Annotated in this window: 17 protein-coding genes; 8 read left to right on the forward strand and 9 right to left on the reverse strand. The window is 68.3% G+C overall.

Annotation, left to right across the window (positions count from 1 at the left end):
* Positions 1-165: 165 nt before the first annotated feature.
* The gene (locus N0B15_RS08920; RefSeq protein WP_263019344.1) at positions 166-3,228 is read right to left on the reverse strand and encodes an efflux RND transporter permease subunit; all 3,063 of its coding nucleotides are present in this window, start codon (positions 3,226-3,228) and stop codon (positions 166-168) included.
* A gap of 200 nt (positions 3,229-3,428) precedes the next feature.
* Positions 3,429-4,172, reverse strand: a complete 744-nt coding sequence (locus tag N0B15_RS08925; protein WP_263019345.1) for an MBL fold metallo-hydrolase — start codon at positions 4,170-4,172, stop codon at positions 3,429-3,431.
* A 146-nt stretch (positions 4,173-4,318) separates the two neighbouring features.
* On the opposite strand from N0B15_RS08925, the gene N0B15_RS08930 reads away from it, so the two are divergent.
* Positions 4,319-7,060, forward strand: coding sequence for an ATP-dependent helicase (locus N0B15_RS08930; protein ID WP_263019346.1), 2,742 nt, complete (start codon positions 4,319-4,321; stop codon positions 7,058-7,060).
* Between the two features lie 63 nt (positions 7,061-7,123).
* Here the strand turns inward: N0B15_RS08930 and N0B15_RS08935 are convergent, their stop codons facing one another.
* On the reverse strand, positions 7,124-7,735 hold the full coding sequence (locus N0B15_RS08935) for a hypothetical protein (RefSeq protein WP_263019347.1): 612 nt from the start codon (positions 7,733-7,735) through the stop codon (positions 7,124-7,126).
* A 166-nt stretch (positions 7,736-7,901) separates the two neighbouring features.
* Here N0B15_RS08935 and N0B15_RS08940 point away from each other — a divergent pair, with 166 nt between their 5' ends.
* Positions 7,902-8,879 carry an AIR synthase family protein gene (locus N0B15_RS08940; protein WP_263019348.1) on the forward strand — a complete coding sequence of 326 codons (978 nt, stop codon included), beginning with the start codon at positions 7,902-7,904 and terminating at the stop codon, positions 8,877-8,879.
* On the opposite strand, the gene N0B15_RS08945 is transcribed toward N0B15_RS08940, so the two are convergent.
* The 3 genes from N0B15_RS08945 to N0B15_RS08955 all read right to left on the reverse strand — a co-directional run bounded on the left by N0B15_RS08945 (position 8,843) and on the right by N0B15_RS08955 (position 13,686).
* Entirely contained in the window at positions 8,843-10,003 is a 1,161-nt protein-coding gene (locus N0B15_RS08945) for an ion channel (RefSeq protein ID WP_263019349.1), read from the reverse strand. The two genes, N0B15_RS08940 and N0B15_RS08945, sit on opposite strands and share 37 nt — an antisense overlap.
* Positions 10,004-10,088: 85 nt before the next feature.
* Positions 10,089-10,937, reverse strand: coding sequence for a phosphatase PAP2 family protein (locus N0B15_RS08950; protein ID WP_263019350.1), 849 nt, complete (start codon positions 10,935-10,937; stop codon positions 10,089-10,091).
* Positions 10,938-10,977: 40 nt separating this feature from the next.
* Positions 10,978-13,686, reverse strand: coding sequence for an AAA domain-containing protein (locus tag N0B15_RS08955; protein ID WP_263019351.1), 2,709 nt, complete (start codon positions 13,684-13,686; stop codon positions 10,978-10,980).
* A gap of 172 nt (positions 13,687-13,858) precedes the next feature.
* On the opposite strand from N0B15_RS08955, the gene N0B15_RS08960 reads away from it, so the two are divergent.
* Positions 13,859-14,434 (forward strand): SPW repeat domain-containing protein, encoded by a 576-nt coding sequence (locus tag N0B15_RS08960; RefSeq protein ID WP_263019352.1) that lies wholly within the window; start codon positions 13,859-13,861, stop codon positions 14,432-14,434.
* A gap of 4 nt (positions 14,435-14,438) precedes the next feature.
* Here the strand turns inward: N0B15_RS08960 and N0B15_RS08965 are convergent, their stop codons facing one another.
* Positions 14,439-14,708: a hypothetical protein gene (locus N0B15_RS08965; RefSeq protein ID WP_263019353.1), complete on the reverse strand. Its 270-nt coding sequence runs from the start codon at positions 14,706-14,708 to the stop codon at positions 14,439-14,441.
* Between the two features lie 116 nt (positions 14,709-14,824).
* Between N0B15_RS08965 and N0B15_RS08970 the strand changes: the two genes are divergently transcribed.
* The gene (locus N0B15_RS08970) at positions 14,825-15,382 is read left to right on the forward strand and encodes a hypothetical protein (RefSeq protein WP_263019354.1); all 558 of its coding nucleotides are present in this window, start codon (positions 14,825-14,827) and stop codon (positions 15,380-15,382) included.
* 208 nt (positions 15,383-15,590) lie between these two features.
* A complete protein-coding gene (locus tag N0B15_RS08975) occupies positions 15,591-15,794 on the forward strand; it encodes a hypothetical protein (protein WP_263019355.1) in 204 nt (67 codons plus the stop codon).
* 18 nt (positions 15,795-15,812) lie between these two features.
* On the opposite strand, the gene N0B15_RS08980 is transcribed toward N0B15_RS08975, so the two are convergent.
* Together N0B15_RS08980 and N0B15_RS08985 are read right to left on the reverse strand one after the other, a co-directional pair.
* The gene (locus N0B15_RS08980) at positions 15,813-16,769 is read right to left on the reverse strand and encodes a zinc-dependent metalloprotease (protein ID WP_263019356.1); all 957 of its coding nucleotides are present in this window, start codon (positions 16,767-16,769) and stop codon (positions 15,813-15,815) included.
* A gap of 38 nt (positions 16,770-16,807) precedes the next feature.
* Positions 16,808-17,122, reverse strand: a complete 315-nt coding sequence (locus N0B15_RS08985; protein ID WP_263019357.1) for a hypothetical protein — start codon at positions 17,120-17,122, stop codon at positions 16,808-16,810.
* A 129-nt stretch (positions 17,123-17,251) separates the two neighbouring features.
* Here N0B15_RS08985 and N0B15_RS08990 point away from each other — a divergent pair, with 129 nt between their 5' ends.
* The 3 genes from N0B15_RS08990 to purF all read left to right on the forward strand — a co-directional run bounded on the left by N0B15_RS08990 (position 17,252) and on the right by purF (position 19,391).
* Positions 17,252-17,479, forward strand: a complete 228-nt coding sequence (locus N0B15_RS08990) for an LSM domain-containing protein (protein WP_263019358.1) — start codon at positions 17,252-17,254, stop codon at positions 17,477-17,479.
* A complete protein-coding gene (locus N0B15_RS08995; protein WP_263019359.1) occupies positions 17,476-17,652 on the forward strand; it encodes a 50S ribosomal protein L37e in 177 nt (58 codons plus the stop codon). Before N0B15_RS08990 ends, N0B15_RS08995 begins: the two co-directional genes overlap by 4 nt.
* Before the next feature lie 266 nt (positions 17,653-17,918).
* Positions 17,919-19,391 carry an amidophosphoribosyltransferase gene (gene purF / locus N0B15_RS09000; protein ID WP_263019475.1) on the forward strand — a complete coding sequence of 491 codons (1,473 nt, stop codon included), beginning with the start codon at positions 17,919-17,921 and terminating at the stop codon, positions 19,389-19,391.
* Positions 19,392-19,412 lie beyond the last annotated feature (21 nt).

The raw sequence follows: 19,412 nt of genomic DNA on the forward strand, positions 1-19,412 counted from the left end.
CGATCCTACAAAACACGTAGCTAAATACTTGTTGTTACGATTGTACTGACACTCCAACAGGGCCGCGGAGGAGGTGCTCATCGTGGCTGTGCGCTCGAGTGACGCGTGCGACAGAGACCCATCCGCTCACGGCCGGATACGTCTCGAAGCGGACCTGATGCGGACTCACGACCGTCCGGGTGGCGTCGATTCAGACGAGCGAGCGGGACCGGCGTAGCGCGTCCAGAGGACGAGCAGCGTCGGGAGGACGACGACGCTCGCGAGGAACGCGTAGCCGATAGCCACCGCGGTGAGCAGACCGAACTGGCGGAGGACCGGGAGCATCGCGAGCGAGAGCGTCGCGAAGCCGCCGACGGTGGTCGCCGCGCTCCCGAGTAACGCGCCCCCTGTGCCGGTGACCGTCGCCGCCATCGCCGCCTCGACGTCGCCCCGACGCTCGAGTTCGAGCGTGTAGCGCGAACTGACGTGGATGCTGTAGGCGACGCCCAGACCGACGGTGAGACTCGTGATCGTCCCGGTGAGGACGTTGAAGGGTATCTCGAGGAGGGACATCGTCCCGAGGATCCAGCTCACGGTGACCGCGACGGGCACCAGCGTCACGGCGCCGAGCGTCGCTCCCTTCCCCGCCGCCCAGTAGCCGAGCGTCAGCAGGCCGAACACCGCGACGAGCGTGACGAGTAGGCTCTCGAGGACGGTCTCGAAGAGGTCGCGCTCGACGACGTGGCTCACGACCGGATCGCCGGTCGCGGTGGCCGACCAGCGCGGGTCGCCACCGTTCGCAGGTTCGCCCTCCTCGAAGCCGGCCGCGACCGCTCGCAGCTCCGTCGACACCTCCTCGAGTGTCGCGTCGCCGCGGACCGAGACACCCACGCGAAGCGCCTCGTACTCCCCCTCCTCGTTCCGGTAGATGACCTCACGCGCGGCAGTCTCGTCGGCGTCGAACAGCGCGTCGTAGACCCGCCCGAGGTTCCGGTTCGGCACGCCGTCGCCGGTCGTGTCCGCGATGTCGACCGTCGCGGCGAACGACTCGTCTTCGGCGGCGACCGCACGGATCACCGAGAGCGGTCCCTCGACGGCGACCTGCTCGTTCGCGAGGACGTAGGCGACCGTGGCGTTCGCGGCGCTCGTTTCGGCCGCCGCGGCGCGCTCGAGCGTCTCGCTGTCGGTCACGTCACCGCGGACGAGCACGTGCGTTCGGGCGTTCTCGCGGCTGACGTGCCGGTCGACGATCTCGAGATCGGATCTGGCGTGGTACTCGCCGGGACTCAGCGGGCCGAGGTGGTCGGTCCAGGCGGGTGGCTGCTCGGCGACGAACTCCTCCTCGTCGAAACTGGTGTCGACCTGCGTCGCGCCGTAGACGCCACCGGCGGTGAGCACCAGAACGACCACTACGAGTACTGCCGGTGCGGTGTGCGCGGCGCGTGCACCGACGCCGAGGGCCGCCTCCAGCCGGCCGCCGCCGGTGCCGAAGGCCCGCCGTCGCCGGTCGACGCCACGGGACTCGAGCAGCGAGTCGAGTTCGACTTTCGCGGCGGGGACGAGCGTCCCGAAGACGACTAGCGCCGAGCAGATGCCGACGGCGCTGACGAGACCGAACTCGCGGACCGGACGGACGGGACTGACGAGGTTCGAGAGGAAGCCGGTGGCGGTCGTCGCCGTCACCCAGACGAGCGCCACGCCGACGCCGGCGAGACCGAGCGCCATCGCCTGCCGGCTCCCGATCGTTCGGACCCCACCGGCCCGGGCGGCCGTCCCGCCCTCGCGGTGTTCGCGCCCGCGCATGAAGACGTGTATCGCGTAGTCGATCGAGAGTCCGATCAGGAGGACGGGAATCGCTACGAACAGCTGATTGACCGCGATTCCCGCCCAGCCCATGAAGCCGACCGTCCAGACGAGCACGACGACGATGCCCGACACGCCCAGCACGATGTCGAGTACGTCGCGGTAGGCGACGAACAGCGCGAGCACGACGAAGACGAACGCCACGGGTCCGACGACCGCCAGGCTGTCGGCCATCGACCGGTCCAGTTCCTCGCTCACGATTCCCGCGCCGAAGACGGCGTACCGGTCGTCACTCCACCCGTTCGCGAGGTCGCGTACCTCGAGTTGCGCCTCGATCACCGACTCCTCGAGCGTGCCGACGCCCCCGCCGGTCTCGGCCGACTGTGTGAGGACGAGCGTGCGCGCTGGCGCCGTCTGGCTCCCCGGCTCGTAGGTCGACGAGACCAGTTCCAGCGTCCCCGCCGTCTCCCCCTCGCCCGAGAGCGTCTCCGCGAGCAGCGTCGCGAACTCCTCGTCGTCGAGGGCCGCGAGCGCCTCGCGCTGGTCGGCCAGCGGCGGCTGCCCGGCCGCGAGCAACGCGTCTCGGTCCGCCTCGAGCGCTCGGCGGTCTGTCTGGAGGTCGTCGTACGCCGCTGCGAGGATTCCGGAGACGCCCGACGCGTAGGCCCCGTCGCGCTCGTCTTCGTAGCGCTCACGCCGGTGCTCGTAGGTCGCACCGTCCACCTCACCAGCCTCGTGGGCGTCCTCGAGGTCCCCGATCGCTCGGGTGAGCGACCGGACGCTCGCCTGTGCTCGCTCGTAGCGCTCGACCTGGCCGGTCTCGAGGTCCGCTGTGGCGTTCGTCCGACGCTCCGCGAACGCACGCTCGAGTGCGCCCGCTCTCGCCGCGTAGCTCTCCTCGTCCACCTCGCCCGACTCGTACGAGCGGTTCAGCGCGTCGTACTCGCGCTGGATGGCGGCCGTCTCGTCGAGTCCTCGCTCGAGACGGGTCGCCGTCGCATCGAGGTCCGCCGCTCGCGCTTCGAGGTCCGTTGCGCGCGCTTCGAGCGCCTCGGCTTGCGCGCCTCGAACCACCCGCGTCGCCAGGACGTTCTCGACGCCGACGATCGGATCCTCGCCGTGGAGCGTCGGCCCGACGGTGTCGTCGTCGGCCAGCGCCTCCTGTAACCGAAGCCCGTCGAGCAGCGACTCCCGACTCAGGGCGTTCTCGCCGACGACGACCACCTGCACTGCCGTCGTGTTGGCGGCTTCCGTCCCGCTGAAGTTCGCCGCCACGTACGCCGCCGCTTCGGCTTCCGGCGAGTCGGTCTCGAACTGCTCGAGTGAGGTGTCCTCCTCGAGCGAGAGCGCACCCGCCCCGACGAGGAGCGTCACCACGCAGAGGACGACGAGGACGAGTCTACTGTGGGTCGTGACCGCGTCGGCGAGTCGGTGCGCGAGGGTCATCGGTGCTGGCGGCTCTCGGGCGCGTTCGGCGGGACCATCCTCCGTCGCGTCGTGGCTACAGACGGCCGTGAGAAATACCTGTCGTCACGGTTCCACGATCCGGACTCGAGGTGTCACGAGCACACGACCCTCGAAGGGGTCCCCGCTGGAGTGGCCCGAGACGACGACTGCGGCGTCGAGACGACCTCACTGCCGGCGTCTCAGCGCTCGGCGTCGATGGTCACCGACTCGAGGTCGTTCGCGAAGCGGACCTCGCCGTCGTAGTGGGCGCTGATCGACTCGAGCATCTCCGCGTGGTGGCCCTCCGTGTGGGGATAGAGGTGGGTGAGATACACCCGGCCGATGTCCGCTCCGGCGAGCTGTGCGCCCAGCTGGGCGGGCGTCGGGTGGTTCGAGACGTCGACCTCGTCGGGGAACGAACAGTCGTGGGCGAGCACCGCCGAGCCGTCGGCGAAACTCGCCAGTCCGGCGAACGCCTCGCTGTCGCCGCTGAAGGTGAACCGGTCGTCGAAGCGGTAGGCCAGACACGGCAGCGAGTGGCGCGTCTCGTAGGCGGCGACGTCGAACCCGGCGACCGAGAACTCGCCGGCGACCACCTCGCGGACGCTCACCTCGAGTTTTCCCTCCATGTACTCGAACAGCGAGAAGAGACCGTCGACCAGCGCTTTCGTCCCCTGCGGGCCGACGACTTCGAGGTGTTCTTCACCGGCAAGCCACCGCGCTTTCAGCAGCGGAAGGAGGTCAGCCACGTGGTCGAGGTGGTGGTGGGTCAAGAGGACGCTCGAGACCGCCTCGTAGCCGATGCCCGACTGCTCGAGACGGCCGAGGACGCCGCTGCCACAGTCGATCAGCAGCGTCCGGCCGTCTTCCTCGAGGGCGATACCGGTCTGGGCTCGCTCACCGGTCGGCATGGCACTTCCCGTACCGAGAAACGTCACGCGCATACTCGAAGGCGCGGCCGGACGAGGGATAAGCGTAGTGACTGCGGCGGCGTTCCGGTGTGTCGCGTGGGTGTGCTGTCTGCGTGCGCCGATTTTACTTTCGCTCCGGTGGCCAAACCCTCTTACCCGCGCGTGCCTACCCACCGGCCATGGACGCCACCGACCTCCCGGCCGCGCGCGCCGACCTGCCGTTCGACCCCGAGGTGGTCGACGACTGGGAGGTGTTCGAGCGCCTCGAGCCAGCGGTCAGGGAGTGGTGGCTCGCCGAGTTCGGCGCGTACGTCGCCGAGAACGGCGGCTTCTTCACCCCGCCACAGCGCGGGGCGATTCCACAGATCCACGACGGAACCAACACGCTGGTCTGTGCACCCACCGGCAGCGGGAAGACGCTCGCCGCATTCACGGCGATCCTCGACGAACTCTTCCGGCGCGAGCGCACCGCGGGTCTCGAGAACTCGGTCTACTGTCTCTATATTTCTCCCCTCAAATCCCTCGCCAACGACATCCACCGGAATCTGGAGGTACCACTCGAGGGCATCGAGGCGGTGCTCGAGGCGCGCGGCGAGTCTGTCGGCGAGATCCGCCACGCGATTCGCCACGGCGATACGCCCTCGAGCGAGCGCCAGCGGATGCTCGCCGACACCCCACACATTCTGAATACGACACCGGAGACGCTCGCCATCCTGCTCAATTCGCCGAAGTTCCGCGAGAAGCTTCGGACCGTCGAGTACGTCATCGTCGACGAGATTCACTCACTCGCCGGCGGCAAGCGCGGGACGCACCTCTCGGTGAGCCTCGAGCGCCTGGCGGCGATGGCCGACCACGAGTTCACTCGCATCGGCTGTTCGGCGACGATCGACCCGCTCTCGCGGATCGCCGAGTTTCTCGTCGGCCAGCGCGAGGACGGCACGCCCCGCGAGTGTGAGATCGTCGACGCCCGCTTCGCCCGCGAGTTCGACCTCCGCCTCGAGTGTCCGACCGACGACCTGATCGCGACGCCGCGAGACCTCGTCCAGGAGCGCTTCTACCGGCGGCTCCACGAACACATCGGGTCGCACACGAACACCATCGTCTTCACGAACACGCGCTCGGGGGCCGAACGGGTGTTGCACAACCTCAGAGAGCGCTTTCCCGACTACACCGAGGAGAACTCGGCCTGTCACCACGGCAGCCTCTCGAAGGAGGTCCGCCACCGGGTCGAAACCCGTCTGAAGGCGGGCGACCTCGACGTGGTCACCACCTCGACCAGCCTCGAGCTGGGCATCGACATGCCCTACGTCGACCTCGTGATCCAGGTCGGCTCACCGAAGAGCGTCGCCGCCTTGCTCCAGCGCGTCGGTCGGGCGGGCCACCGCGTCGGCCAGACCGTCACCGGGCGGGTGATCGCCCTCGACCGCGACGAACTGATCGAGTGTGCGGTCATGGTCGAGAAGGCTCGAGCGGGCTTCGTCGATTCGGTCTCGGTCCCCGAGAACGCCCACGACGTCGCCGCCCAGCACGTCTACGGGATGGCCATCGCCGAGGTTCGCCCCGAGCGCGAGGTGAAGGCGATCCTCCGGCGGGCCTACCCCTACCGGAACTACACCGACGCCGACTTCGAGTGTCTGCTGCGCTATCTCACCGCCGAGTACGCCGGGATGGAAGACCGTCACGTCTACGCGAAAGTCTGGCGCGACGAGAACGACCCGCCCGACGGCGAGTACCACTACCCCGACTTCCCCGTCGGTGAGCGCCTGATCGGCAAGCGCGGCCGCCTCGCCCGGGTCATCTACATGACCAACATCGGGACCATCCCCGACTCGTTCACCTGCGACGTCTCGACGCGCGCGGACAACGAGTGGGTCGGCCAGCTCGACGAGGGCTACCTCGATACGCTCACCAAAGGCGACGTGTTCGTCCTCGGCGGCGAGCACTTCGAGTACCGCTACCGCCGTGGATCGAAGGTCTACGTCGACCGCTCGAGCGCCCGCCCCACGGTCCCGACCTGGTACGCAGAACGGCTCCCGCTGTCGTACGACTTAGGCTGTGAGATCCTCTCCTTCCAGCGCGACCTCCTCGAGCGCTACGAGGCGGGTGGCTCACCGGCGGTACGGGCGTGGCTGCGCGAGTACCCGCTCGACGAGAGCAGCGTCCGTGCGCTGACGCGCCTGTTCGAGTATCAGCTTCGCTACGCCGGTCCCGAGAGCGTCAGTACCGACGCGCGACTCGTCGTCGAGGTCGAACGCGACCGCACCGCCTACGAACGGCGCTACTACGTCCACTCCTGTTACGGCCGCCAGGTCAACGACGGTCTCTCGCGGCTGCTCGCCTACGAGTGTGCGCAGGCCGCCACCGCCAACGTCGGGGTCGCCGTCGCCGACAACGGCTTCGTCCTCTCGATGCCGCTCAACCGGAAGGTCGACCTCATCGGGATTCTCGAGGACCTCGAGCCCGACCGGGTCCGCGAGACCCTGCGGGCGGCGCTCTCGGGGACCGACCTGCTCCAGCGCTACTTCCGGATCAACGCCACCCGCTCGCTGATGATCCTCAAGCGCTACAAGGGCTACGAGAAGTCCGCGAGCGAACAGCAGGTCTCGAGTGAGATGCTCCTCGGCTTCGCGGAGGGACTCGAGGAGTTCGCCGTCATCGAAGAGACCTACCGCGAAATTCTCGAGGACAAACTCAACGTCGCCGAGATCGAAGGTCTCGTCGCCGCCATCGAGACGGGCGCGATCACGCTCGAGCGCCACCTGCTCGACTCGCCGACGCCACGGGCGTTCGGGCTCGCGACGCTCTCGGCCAGCGATGTCGTGCTCGCCGAAGACGAAGCGGCCGCCCTGCAGGCGTTTCACGAGCACGTACTCGAGGAGATCGGCGAGGACGCGCTGGCGGGGCTGAGATCTGAAAACTGACCGCGACCGGTGAGAGGACGACTCGTCCTGGGGTGACTCTCTCGGTGAGAGATAGCGGTGTGATTACCGCTCGAGGACGTAGAGCGCGGCGAAGGCGAGGAAGGAGACGGTCTCTGCGGTCTTGGTCACCAGGGCGCTGGCGTCGTCGACGAGGTGGTCGATGAACACCTGGTGGGCGGGGGCGTCGTGGCTGTGGCCGTGGTCGTCACCGTGACCGTGACCGTGGTCGTCGTGTCCGTGGTCGTCACCGTGACCGTGACCGTGGTCGTCGTGGCCGTGGCCATCGTCGTGTCCGTGGTCGTCGCCGTGACCGTGATCGTCGTGGCTGTGGCTGTGGCCGTGGTCGTCGTGTGAGTGGTCGTGGCCGACGTTCTCGAGACCGAGCGTGGCTTCGGCGACACCGAAGACGTGCCAGTCGGCGTAGGCGATCACGTGCCCGAGCATCAACACTGCCCCAGCGATGTACACTATCGGTGGGGCCAGATCACCGCGGACGAACCCGGCGATGAGGGCAACGGTGAGCACCGCACCAATGAGAAACATCGGCGGCAAGATGTCGGAGGCACCGTCGAAGACGATCTCGTAGAGACCGTACGTGCCGAGGACGAGGTGGACGACGGCAGTGAGCGTGGCGAGACCGAACGCGGTGTACAGGAGCGTGGTACGCGTTTCCATAGCTGATTATCATGGCTACTAGTACTATCGGTTCTGGTACGATCGTCGAAACCCCTCGAGTCAGCCACTTTCGTCGGCTCGAGTGGTCTCTCTTCGAGGCGAACAGTCACGTCTTCGAACACCCCCGGTCGACAGCTACAAGCCGCCGACGACCCTCGAGCGCGACATGCCCGGGAAGGTACGCCCCGACGACCTCCTCACACACGTTTTCGGCCGGACTGGCGCGACTGACGAGACGGTCCTGCAAGGTCCGGCGACCGGCGAGGACGCCGCCGCCATCGACTGGCCCGGCGGGTCGCTCGTCGTCAGCTCCGACCCCATCTCGCTGGCTGCGACCCAGGTCGGCTCCCTCGGCGTTCACGTCGCCTGTAACGACGTCGCCGCCTCGGGTGCCGACCCGCGCTGGCTCACCGTCGTCCTCTTACTCCCGAGCGGCGGGCCGGAGGGGACACTCGAGACCGTCACCAGGGACCTCGATTCCGCCGCCCGCGAGGTCGGCGCGACGGTCGTCGGCGGCCACTCCGAGTACGTCGACGCCCTAGAGCGGCCGCTGGTCTCGCTGACCGCGATGGGGGCGACCGACCGGTTCGTCCCAACCGGCGGGGCAGACCCCGGTGACCGGGTGCTGCTGACGAAGGCCGCGGGACTCGAGGGCAGTGCGATCTTGGCGGCCGACTTCGGTGACGACCTCGCACTCGACTCCGCACTGCTCGAGCGAGCGAGCGGCTTCTTCGAGGAGATCAGCGTCGTCCCCGACGGCCGCTGCCTCCGCGAGTACGCGAGCGCGATGCACGACCCGACCGAGGGCGGCCTGCTCGCGGGGCTGTCAGAACTCGCCTCGGCATCGGGCGTCCGTCTCGAGGTCGACCCCGAGGCGGTTCCCGTCCGCGAGGAGACGCGCGACCTCTGTGCGGCCGCGGGCGTCGACCCCCACCGAATCTTCGGCTCCGGGGCGTTGCTCGCGACCGTCCCCGGAGACGCGCTCGAGGACGCACTCGAATCCTGTCGCGCGATCGGACTCGAGGTGGCCGACATCGGGTCCGTCACCGACGGCGAGGGCGTCGCGTTCGGCGCGGAGACGGTCGACGCGCCGCCCGAGGACGACCTCTACTCGCTCTGGGCGGCCGCCGACGCCGAGGAGTGACCGTCGTCGCCGTCTCGCGCGCCGGACCTCCCGTCCGCACCCAGCGTCTCGCCGACGGCCGTCCGAACCAGCAGGCGCTCGGGGTCGACGACGCTGTCCGCACCCGCTCGCTCGAGCGCGTCCTCGCCGCCGGTCGCGATAGCCACGACGTGTGCGTCGGCGCCCGTAGTCTCGCGAACCGCCCCGAGGGCCCGCTCACACTCGCTCGGGTCCCGCAGCGCGACCAGCACTGCATCCACGTCGGCGAGTCCCGCACGCTCGAGCGTCCGGTCCGCCGTCAGGTCGCCGTACACCGTGGAGACGGACTCGCCGCCGCCCGCGTCCGTCTCGTCGGGCATCACGAGCGTGACCGCCGTTCGCTCCGCCAGGCCGTCGGCGTACGCGCTCGCGAGCGCGCCGTCACCGACGACGGCGACCCGCTCCGGCTCTTCCCGTCCGTCTCGCGTCACCTCCCGGCCGGTGCGGCCGAAACGCGCCTCGAGTATCGGCCCGAAGAGACTGCCTGCGGCGGCAGCGAGGGTCGCCGGTCCGAGGACGACCAGTGAGATGGTGAACAGCCGCGCCCCCTCGGTCGTCGGGTGGACGTCGCCGTAGCCGACCGTGGTCGCGGTGACGAGCGTGAAGTAGAGCGCGTCGACGACGGTGTGCAGGTCGTCGAACTGTCCACGCAGGGCGTAGGAGCCAGCGACGCCGTAACAGAGGACGCCGACGATGGCGACGAGCGAGCCGACCTGTGTGGCCGTCAGCGCGCTCGAGCGGGTGAAGCGCTGGCTCGTGAAGACGAGGACGACGAAGCCGCCGAGCGAGACGACGATCAGCGGGATCGACAGCGGCCGGTACTGCGCGACGCCGTGCGCACCGGAGACGAAGACCAGCACTGCGGCGGAGACGTAGGCGAGGCGGTAGCCCCGGCGCATCCCCCAGGCACTGACGAGTAGCGCGAAGCCGACGACGGTACCGCTGAACTCCGCGACCGACTGGAGGTCACCGAGCGCGCCGCCTGCACCAACCGACGGTTCGGTGACGATCGAGACCACGCCGGTCGCGATCGAGACCAGCGCGACGGCGACGACCACCCAGACGACGGCCCGACCGCTCGGCCGGTGCCAGCGACGGTTTGGCATACCCGAGCCACCACGCCGACGGGAATAAAACCGGAATCTCAGACGCCGCGCGTGAGAGTGGCGTTCTCGGCGGCTGTGCGTTCCCCTACTGGGCTCTGAGTCCGCGCTCGAGCGGGCCGACCTCGACGCGTCCGACGGCGAGCGGTACGAGCAGGAGTCCGAGGATGAGTCCGGCGTACAGCACGAGGAGCGCGGGGGTGAACGCCGCCTCGACCGCCGACTCGAGTGCGGTCACCCCGACGATGAACCCGACGCCGACGACGGCGAGGACGGCTCCCTCGAGACGCGAGCGCAGCGCGGGGAGCGACTCGAGTCTGAGCGAGCCGAGGATGCCGCCGACGGCTCCGCCCAGGCCGAACAGCGCGTCCTGGGTCACACCGGTGATGGCGAGCAGTGCCAGGGCGATCACGAGCGCGAGCGCGAAGCCGCGGACGGGGTCGCCGTCGGTGAGTCGCCCCATCGCGAACAGGAAGGCGACGCCGAGGGCCGCGCCGACGACCACGTCGCCGAGGTGGTGCATGCCGAGGACGACCCGCGAGAGCGAGACGAGGACAACGAGCGTGGCGACGACAGCCAGCGCGAGTCGGCGCCGAGCCACTTCGAAGACCGAGTAGAGACCGCCGTAGACGACGACGGCGGCGAAGGCGTGGCCGCTCGGAAAGCCGTAGGCGTCGCCGTCGACGGCGATCAGGTGGACCGCTTCGGGCGGGCGTGGCATACCGAGCAGCGTCTTGACGACGAGGATGAAGACGTAGCCGGCGAAGGCGTAGCTGACGATTAGGGCGGTCTCGCGTCGGCGCGTCAGCCAGAACAGCAGGGCGAGAATGAACATCAGTACCGTCGAACTCCCGAGGTCGGTGACGACCACTGCGAGGTCGACGTACTCGACCGGGAAGGCGTCTCTCAGGGCGTCGCTTTCGTCGACGAGTCGCATACGACCTGCACCTCGAACGTCCGAAACGAATAGCTACCGATCAGCGGCGTGCCCACTCGAGCATCCGCGCGTAGACCGGATCCGACTCGAGCGCCCGCGCGTCGCCGACGAGCACGAGCGCGCGTTTCGGCCGGGTGAGCGCGACGTTGATCCGCCGGTAGTCCTCGAAGATCGGTCCCTCGAGATCGCCGGTGGCGACGAACGAGACGACGATCACCTCCTGGCTCGAGCCCTGGAAACGGTCGACGGTGTCGACGGCAACGCCCTCGACGTGGCTCGAGATTTCGGCGACCTGGGCGCGAAACGGGGCGATGACGCCGACCTGCTCGCGCTCGAGACCGGCCGCCTCGTAGGTCTCGACGAGGTCGGCGATCGCGGCCGCCTCCTCGCTGTCGGTGTGGCGGCTCTCGTCGCCGGCCACGTCGAGGAAGGTGACGGGGTCGCGCAGGTGTTCGGGCAGGGTCTCGAGCGAGACGCCGGGGAGGTCCGCGAGCGAGCGGCCGGCGACCTCGGGCGTGGCGGGTCTGAGCGCGCCGTCGTAGAACTCGCGGGAGGCGAACGCCTGGATGCGCTGGTTCATGCGGTACTGGCGGTCGAGCATGACGCCCGCGTCGGGGTAGCGCTCGACTAACCGCTCGAACAGCGACGCGGAGAGGTCGGTGTCGGCTCTGACGACCGGCGGTAGCTGCTGGTGGTCGCCGACGAGGACGAACCGCGAGGCGAGGTTGATCGCAGCGTAGGTGCCCGGTTCGGTCAGCTGGGCGGCCTCGTCGACGAGCGCCACGTCGAACGCCTGCTCGGCCATCACGCGCGAGCCACACGAGGCGGTCGTCGCCGCGACGACCTGTGCCTGCTGTAGCTCCCGGACGCGTGCTTCCGGATCGCCCGAGCGCTCGAGGCGGTAGGCCTGCATGTCTGCTCTGACACCGTTCTCGCTGCCGACGCGGACGAACTCGGAGACGCCCTGCTCGAGCAGCGCCTCGAGGATATTGTCGACCGCGCGGTTCGTGAACGCCGAGAGCAGGACGCGCTCGCCACGGTCGACCATCGCGCGGACCGCGCGGGCGATGGTGTAGGTCTTGCCCGTGCCCGGCGGGCCGTGGATGAGCGCGCAGTCGCGCGCGCCGACGGCCTTCCGGACCGCCTCGTCCTGGGCGGCGTTGTTCTCGACGAACGTCTCCTCGAGCGGCTCGAACTCGGGGTCGGCTCGCCCGAAGAGGACGTCCTTGCGGCGTGCGTCGCCTTTCAACAGCGCGTCGTGGAGCGCGACGAGCAGCCGACTGATCGTCAGCGCCGAGGGGTAGATATCGAGACGGGTCACCTCGACGGGTTCGTCGGCCGTCAGGACGACCTCCTCGTCGAGGCGCTCGATCCGCGCCAGTTCCGCCTCGCCCCGGACCGGGTGGCCGTCGCTCGCGAGCACCAGGTCGCCCTCACGAAGCTTCGAGGTGGCTGGCTCGCGCTGGTGCGCGCGCAACTCCCAGCGTCCGCCCTCGAGTTCGCGTTTCTCGAGGAACTCGAGGTCGATCAGCGCGCGGTCGTCGTCGGCGCGCTCCTCGGCGGTCTGCTCCCAGAGCTTGGTGTACTCGCGGTGGACCTCGCGGCGTTCGGCTTCGATCGCCTCGTAGAAGCGCTCGAAGTGGGCGCGTTCCTCCTCGGGAATCGCCTCGCCGATGGTGCCGGCTTTCGACTCCTGGCCGAGGCGGCCGGAGACGACCATGCAGGTGTCGCGCTCGAAACAGTACTCGCACTTGGCGTTGCCCTCCTCGCCGGTCGGCACCAGCCCCGTCGACTCCATCGCCGCGACCTCGTTTCGCATCCGGAGGACGTACTTCAGCAGGCCGTCGCCCATCGAGAAGTCCTTCGCGGGCGTGAGGTCGCCGGTCTCCTCGCTGCGCTCGAGCGCCGAGTTCTTCGTATACAACAGGGTGCCGGTGTCGACCGACTCGCCGCGTTCCTCGAGCAAGAGCGCGTAGAGCGCCGCCTGCACCTTGTCCTTGAACCGCGGCTCCTTGCGCAGGTTCTTCCCCGTCTTGAGTTCGACCGGCGCGCCCCGGCGGATGGCGTCGGCCCGCCCCCTGAGACCGTAGGTCTCGCTGATGAGCAACTGTTCGGAGCGCCAGCTGTCCGCCTCGGTGAGCCGACCCTGCTCGAGCCAGCCTTCGATCGCGGCGGCGTTCTTGCGCACGTCCTCGGCGACGGTCTCGGGCGACTCGCCGAGGACGCCGAGTTCGAGGCCGCGCCCGTCGATCCGGTCGGCGATCGACGCCTCGAGCGCTCGGCCGCGCAGTAAGTCGCCGAAGACCTCGTGGACGAGCGTCCCCTTCACGACGGGGTAGTTGAGCGGGACGCCCGAGAGCTTGTTCAGGTAGTAGAGCCGCGGACACTCGACCCAGGTCCGGACGTCGGTGACGGTGACGAGGACGTCCGGTTCGACCACCACGTAGGAGTCGCCGGTCGTCGAGTACTGACGCTCGCCGCGAAACTCCCGCTCTTCGGCGTTCGTGACCAGGACGTCCATGCCGGACTCGAGCAGGCGCGCCGACTCCGTCCACTTCCCCCAGAGGGTGAGGGTGGTGGGTTCCGGGCCGTCCTCGTTCACGCCGCTCGAGCCGTCGGTGACCGTCGTCTCGGCGTCCGAATCGACGCGCCCCACCAGTACCGGGACCTCCGCGAGGTCGCTCTCGCCGTAACTCGTCGTCACCGAGCGTATCGTCACGTCGCCAGTGACGGTTCCGCGCACGTTCACGCTCGTGGCTGAGGGACCGAGAGCGCAAAAGCGCTCGCACATCCAGCGCCCCACTCGCTCGCGAGCGGCGTGGATCCAACGACGGATTACCTCCCTCCCGCCCGGCCGCTCGTGGCTGGAACGGTCGGCGTCGTTTTTGTGTGACTCGAGCGCAGTACGGATTCACTACACTATGAGCCCCGCAGACCGCGGTGACGACGGTACCGACCGGACCGGGAGCGACTCGAGTGGCGACGCGGGTGGGGAGCGACGTGCCGACACCGAGACCAGCACCGGGGCGAGCGAGGAGCGCCGGGACCGCTCCGGTGTGAGTAGCGACCCGGCCGACGGGCGCGACCCGCGCGACGAACCCGAGCGGGTCGCCAACGAGGAGCGCCGCCGGAACATCGCCTTCGTGAGCGCGCTGACCGCCGTCGTCGGTGCCTGGGTCGTCGCCTCCGTCTTCCTCTACGACGTGGCTGGCTCGATCCTCCTCAACAACGTCCTCGTCGGCGCGCTCGTCGTCTTCGCAGCCAGCTACAACTACTACCGCCAGTACAGCGGCCGTCCGACGAGCGTCGGCGTCTCGACGCTCGTCGCGCTGCTCGGCATCTGGCTCATCGTCGCTGCGGTTCTCTTCGAGTTACTCGGCGGCCATCTCTGGAACACGGCGATTTCGGGCCTGCTCATCGCGGTGCTGGCCGGCTACAACGCCTACGAGATGCGCGAGGCGCGCGCGGTGGCTGGCACTCCGGACTCTTCGGAGTGACTGCTCACACCGTCTCTTCGAGTCCGACCTCCCGCTCGAGGGTCGCCTCGAGTCTGGCCAGTCGGTGCTCGGCGGCGTGGTGGCGCGTGGCGACGACGGCGAAGCCGATCATCGCGACGGCGAAGCCGACGGCGATCAGCGGCGAGACGCCGTTGAGGTAGCCGTTGAGCAACTGGCCGACTGCGAGCGCGAGCGGGCCGACCGTCAGGAGGGCGCTCTTCGCGGGTGTTTCGCGGAACAGTTCGAGGAGTGTAGGGGTCTGTCGGGTAGCCATTGATACGAGACGAACCGCGTCTGTCTGGTGCTGACGGGGGACCCCACGTAGCCCTTTTGGTTCGCCACCTGTGTGGGACCGATACGTTCTTTCTCGCTGGCTCGTAATCTACGACCATGCGGATTCGTGAGTGGCGTGACGTACTCGAGGACGTCGCCGAGCGGTCGGTCGACCCCGAGGACTGGCGCGCAGTCGCTGGCAACCGCTCCGGCGGGGTGGGAGAGGACCTCTATCTCGCACACCCACGTGCGGGCGTCTTCTTCCTGAAGACGTACGCGAAGAACCCATACCAGGTCCGGGGCGTCGGCGCGAAGGTCGCCCGGAGCCTCGACGACGAGATCGGTTCGTACTTACCGGGACGCGAACGGGGCGCGAGCGCCCGCTTCGCCATCCGCTCGCCCCCGGAGGACGAAGACCACGCCGAATCACAGGCGAGCAAACTCGAGGAGGTCGTGAAGGCCCACGCCGACGCCCCGACGACGCCGAGTGATATGTTCGACGACGTGATGGAGGTCCTCGAGAGCCCCGCGTTCGGGCCGATGGCCTACGACGGCTACGGCCGCCCCGACGAACTCGACGGTCTCGCCGACGAGTTCGACGAGGCCGAACAACTCCTCTCGGCCGAACTCGACGACCTCATCGAGACCGACGAAGTCGGCCGTGGCTTCATGTGATGGCGGACACTCCTCTCCGTGAGTGCACGCCGCTTCGGTGTGCCTTTACTCCCCGCGCTCCCAGCACAGCTATGCACGTCGAGGGGGCGGGATTCGGCCGACGGCCGGTCGAAGCCGTCGGAGCGGACGAGATAGTCGGGTGTGCGCGCTCGAGCGAGCGCGCACGTCCCGAACCGAGACGGAACGGGTCTCGCGGAGCCGTGGTCGGATGAGCGACTCGAGACGAACGTCCGTGCGAACGGCGAGCGGGATGCGCCGTCTCCAGGTCGGCTTCCTCCTGTTGGTCGCCGCCTCTGGTGGGCTGGTCTCGCTCTACGCCGACGCCTCACTCGGCGTCGTCGCCGCTGGCACGCTCGGTGGACTCTTCACCGGCGCCTGCTTGCTGTGGTATCTCCGGTGGGTGACGAGGTAGGCCCGCCCGCGCGACCGGTCAGGGGTCGATCCGCTGGAGCCAGGTCCCCGGCGCGTCGAGTTCCTCGTGTGTCGGGAGGTTCTCCGGGCGCTCCCAGACGGCGGTCGCCGCCTCGAGACCGCGGACGGCGGTGACGTGTTCGAAGAACGCCTTCCCGCGCTCGTACTGGCGGCGCTTGAGCCCGAGACCGAGCAGGCGTCGGAACAGTTTCTCGAGCGGGTTGCGCCCCTGTCTGCGCGCGTCGAGTTTCCGTCGGAGGTCCTCGTACTCGTCGTCGAAGGCGTGATCCATCAGCAGTTCCGCGTAGCCCTCGACGACGGTCATCGCGGCGTCGAGGTCCCTGAAGGCGTCCGTGTCGAACGAGCCAGCCGAGAGCGTCTCGATGCCCGCCTCCATGCGGGTCTCGAGGTGCGTCGACAGCCACGGCGCGGCGGCGAACTCGGCGGCGTGGGTCACTTCGTGGAACGCGATCCAGCGGCGAAAGCGGTCGGCGTCGACGTCGAGTGCGTCGGCGGCGTTCAAGATGTTCGGGCGGACGAAGTAGAGGGCGTGGTCTTCCGTCGGTGTGTCCGCGAGCAAGAGCGGGTCGTACTGGCCGAGGACGTTCCGTCCGAGGAAGGCGAGGAGGACGCTCATCGTCCCGGTGTTGACCGTGCGTGCGACGCCGGGGAGCATCCCTGCCTGGGACTCGATCGGCGCCATCACCCGCTCGAAGGTCTCGACGTTCGCGTCGATCCAGTGGTGACGGTTCTGGATCTCGATCGTCCCCGGAAGCTCGAACGAGAACCCCGCGACCGCGCCGACGCCGTCTCGAGCGTCTTTGACGTCGCGTGCGTAGGCCTCTTGCTCGCCCGGTTCGAGCGTGATCGACCCGGAATCGGTCGAGGCTTTCGCGGCTTCGGTGGCGGCCTGCCAGTCGATGGCGTGGTCGCCAGACGCCCCGGCAACGGCCCGGGCGCTACGGTAGAGATTCACGCGGGTGAGTACGGGAAGGTGGGCCAAAAGCGTTCGGCTCAGTCGACGATGATGTCCGGTTCGTCCACCGTCTCGAACGTCTCTTCGTCTTCGTCGTCGCCACCGCGGATCTTCTTCGCGACGAGCGCGACCGCGACGAGCGCGAGCAGGCCGGCCAGGACGGCGACCGGTTTCGCACTCGGGGACTCGTCACTCTCGACCTCGGTCTCGGTCTCCTCCGGCGTCTCCAGTGTACCCTCTTCGACGTCGACGTCGCTGCCGATCGTCGGGAGGGCGTCGCTGATCTGTTTCGGGCCGAACTGGGTGTCGCCGTCGAGATGCAACTCGATGAAGGTGAACTTCTTAGATCCCATACCTGTTCTTCACCGACCGGACACTTAGCCGTTGTGGAGGGTTCTGGTTCGACTACCCGGATGCCTCGCGTCGTTCACCGGCGCCTGACGACCGGTACGATTAAGTGTCCAACGGCAGCGCTCTGTTGTATGAGTGGACGACCGCTAGACGTCCTCGAGGCGTCACTCGGCGAACGCGTCACGGTACGGCTGAAAAGCGGCGACGAATACGTCGGTGACCTCGCTGGATACGACCAGCACATGAACCTGGTCCTCGAAGACGTCGCTATCTCGGTCGCTGCAGGTATCGACGAGGAGCCGCCGACCGAAGACACAACGATTATACGCGGCGATAACGTCGTTTCGATCACTCCATGACTGGCGCAGGAACCCCGAGCCAAGGAAAGAAGAACAAGAAAGTACACGTCAAGTGCCGCCGCTGTGGCGAGAAATCCTACCACGTGAAAAAGGGCGTCTGCTCGTCGTGTGGCTTCGGCAAGTCCGCGAAACGACGCAGCTACGCCTGGCAGGGCAAGGCTGGCGACCACTGATCGCGGCTCTCCTCTCTCGTACTCGACACCCGAGCGACCGCACTCGCCAGTGACCGCCTCGAGTCGTCACCCTGCTCCAGGTCGCTCTCTCTGGGAGCATCCTCTCCGCTCGTCTGCACCGCTTTTCCCTCCGGCCTATGCATATCCGTGCATATTCGCTTCCGCGTCGGAGACGAGGTCCGCACAAACAAGGAGATTTTTATCGGTCCGGCCCGCTACGAGAGTACATGAGCAACGGGCGGGGCGAGAGCTCCCACCGAACCGGGATGACCGAAAAGTGCGGCGTCGTCGGCGTCTCACTCGAGGGGCGGGACGCGGCGAGACCACTGTACTACGCACTCTACGCGCTCCAGCACCGCGGCCAGGAGTCCGCCGGGATCGTCACCCACGACGGCTTCCAGCAACACAGCCACGTCGGGATGGGTCTCGTGGGGGACGTCTTCGGGGAGGACGACCTCGACCAGCTCAACGGCTCGGCGGGCATCGGCCACGTCCGGTATCCGACGGCGGGGAGCGTCGACTCCTGTTGCGCCCAGCCGTTCTCCGTCTCGTTCAAGAGCGGGTCGCTCGGTCTCTCACACAACGGTAACCTGGTCAACGCAGACGAGATTCGCGACGAACTCGCGGGGATGGGCCACGCCTTCACCAGCGACGGCGACACCGAAGCGATCGCCCACGACCTCGCGCGCAACCTGCTCGACGCCGACCTCGTGCGCGCGGTGAAACGCACGATGAGCCGCATTCACGGCTCGTACTCGCTGACGATCATGCACGACGACACCGTCATGGGCGTGCGCGACCCCCAGGGCAACCGCCCGCTGTGTATCGGCAAACTCGAGGACGGCTACATCATCGCCTCCGAATCGGCGGCCATCGACACGCTCGACGGCGAACTCGTCCGCGACGTCAGACCGGGCGAACTCGTCGTCTTACAGGAAGACGGCTCCGGCTTCGACTCCTACCAGCTCGTCGAACTGGACAACACCGCCCACTGTTTCTTCGAACACGTCTACTTCGCCCGGCCCGACTCGGTCATCGACGGCAGCCTCGTCTACGAGGTTCGGCGAAACCTCGGACGGAAGCTGTGGGAAGAGAGCGGCGTCGAGTCGGACGTCGTGATGCCGGTCCCCGACTCCGGGCGCGCGTTCGCCTCCGGCTACGCCGACGCCGCGAGCGAGACCACCGCTTCCGGCGACCTCCGCGAGGAGGACGACGAGGGCGTCGAGTTCGCCGAGGGGCTGATGAAGAACCGCTACGTCGGCCGGACGTTCATCATGCCGACACAGGGCGAACGCGAGCGCGCCGTCCGCCTCAAACTCAACCCGATCAAGTCGACCGTCGAGGGCCGGACGGTCACCATCATCGACGACTCGATCGTCCGCGGGACGACCTCGACCCAACTCGTCCAGCTGCTCAGAGACTGTGGCGCGGAGGAAGTTCACATGCGCATCGGTGCGCCACCGATCGTCGCCCCCTGTTACATGGGCATCGACATGGCCACCCGCGAGGAACTGATCGCCTCCGATAAGACCGTCGACGAGATCTGTGAGGCGATTCAGGCCGACAGCCTCGCCTACCTCTCGAAAGACGCCGTCGCGGCGGTCCTCGAGACCGACCGTAGCGACCTCTGTATGGGCTGTGTCACCGGCGAGTACCCCTTCGACATCGACGGCGAGGCGAGCGACCGGGACGTCACCCGCCCGGCGGTCGACCAGACACCGCTCAGCGCTGACGACTGATTCCGACGGCCTTCCGCCCGC

This window comes from Natronobiforma cellulositropha (assembly GCF_025629245.1).
Classification (GTDB): Archaea; Halobacteriota; Halobacteria; order Halobacteriales; family Natrialbaceae; genus Natronobiforma; species Natronobiforma cellulositropha.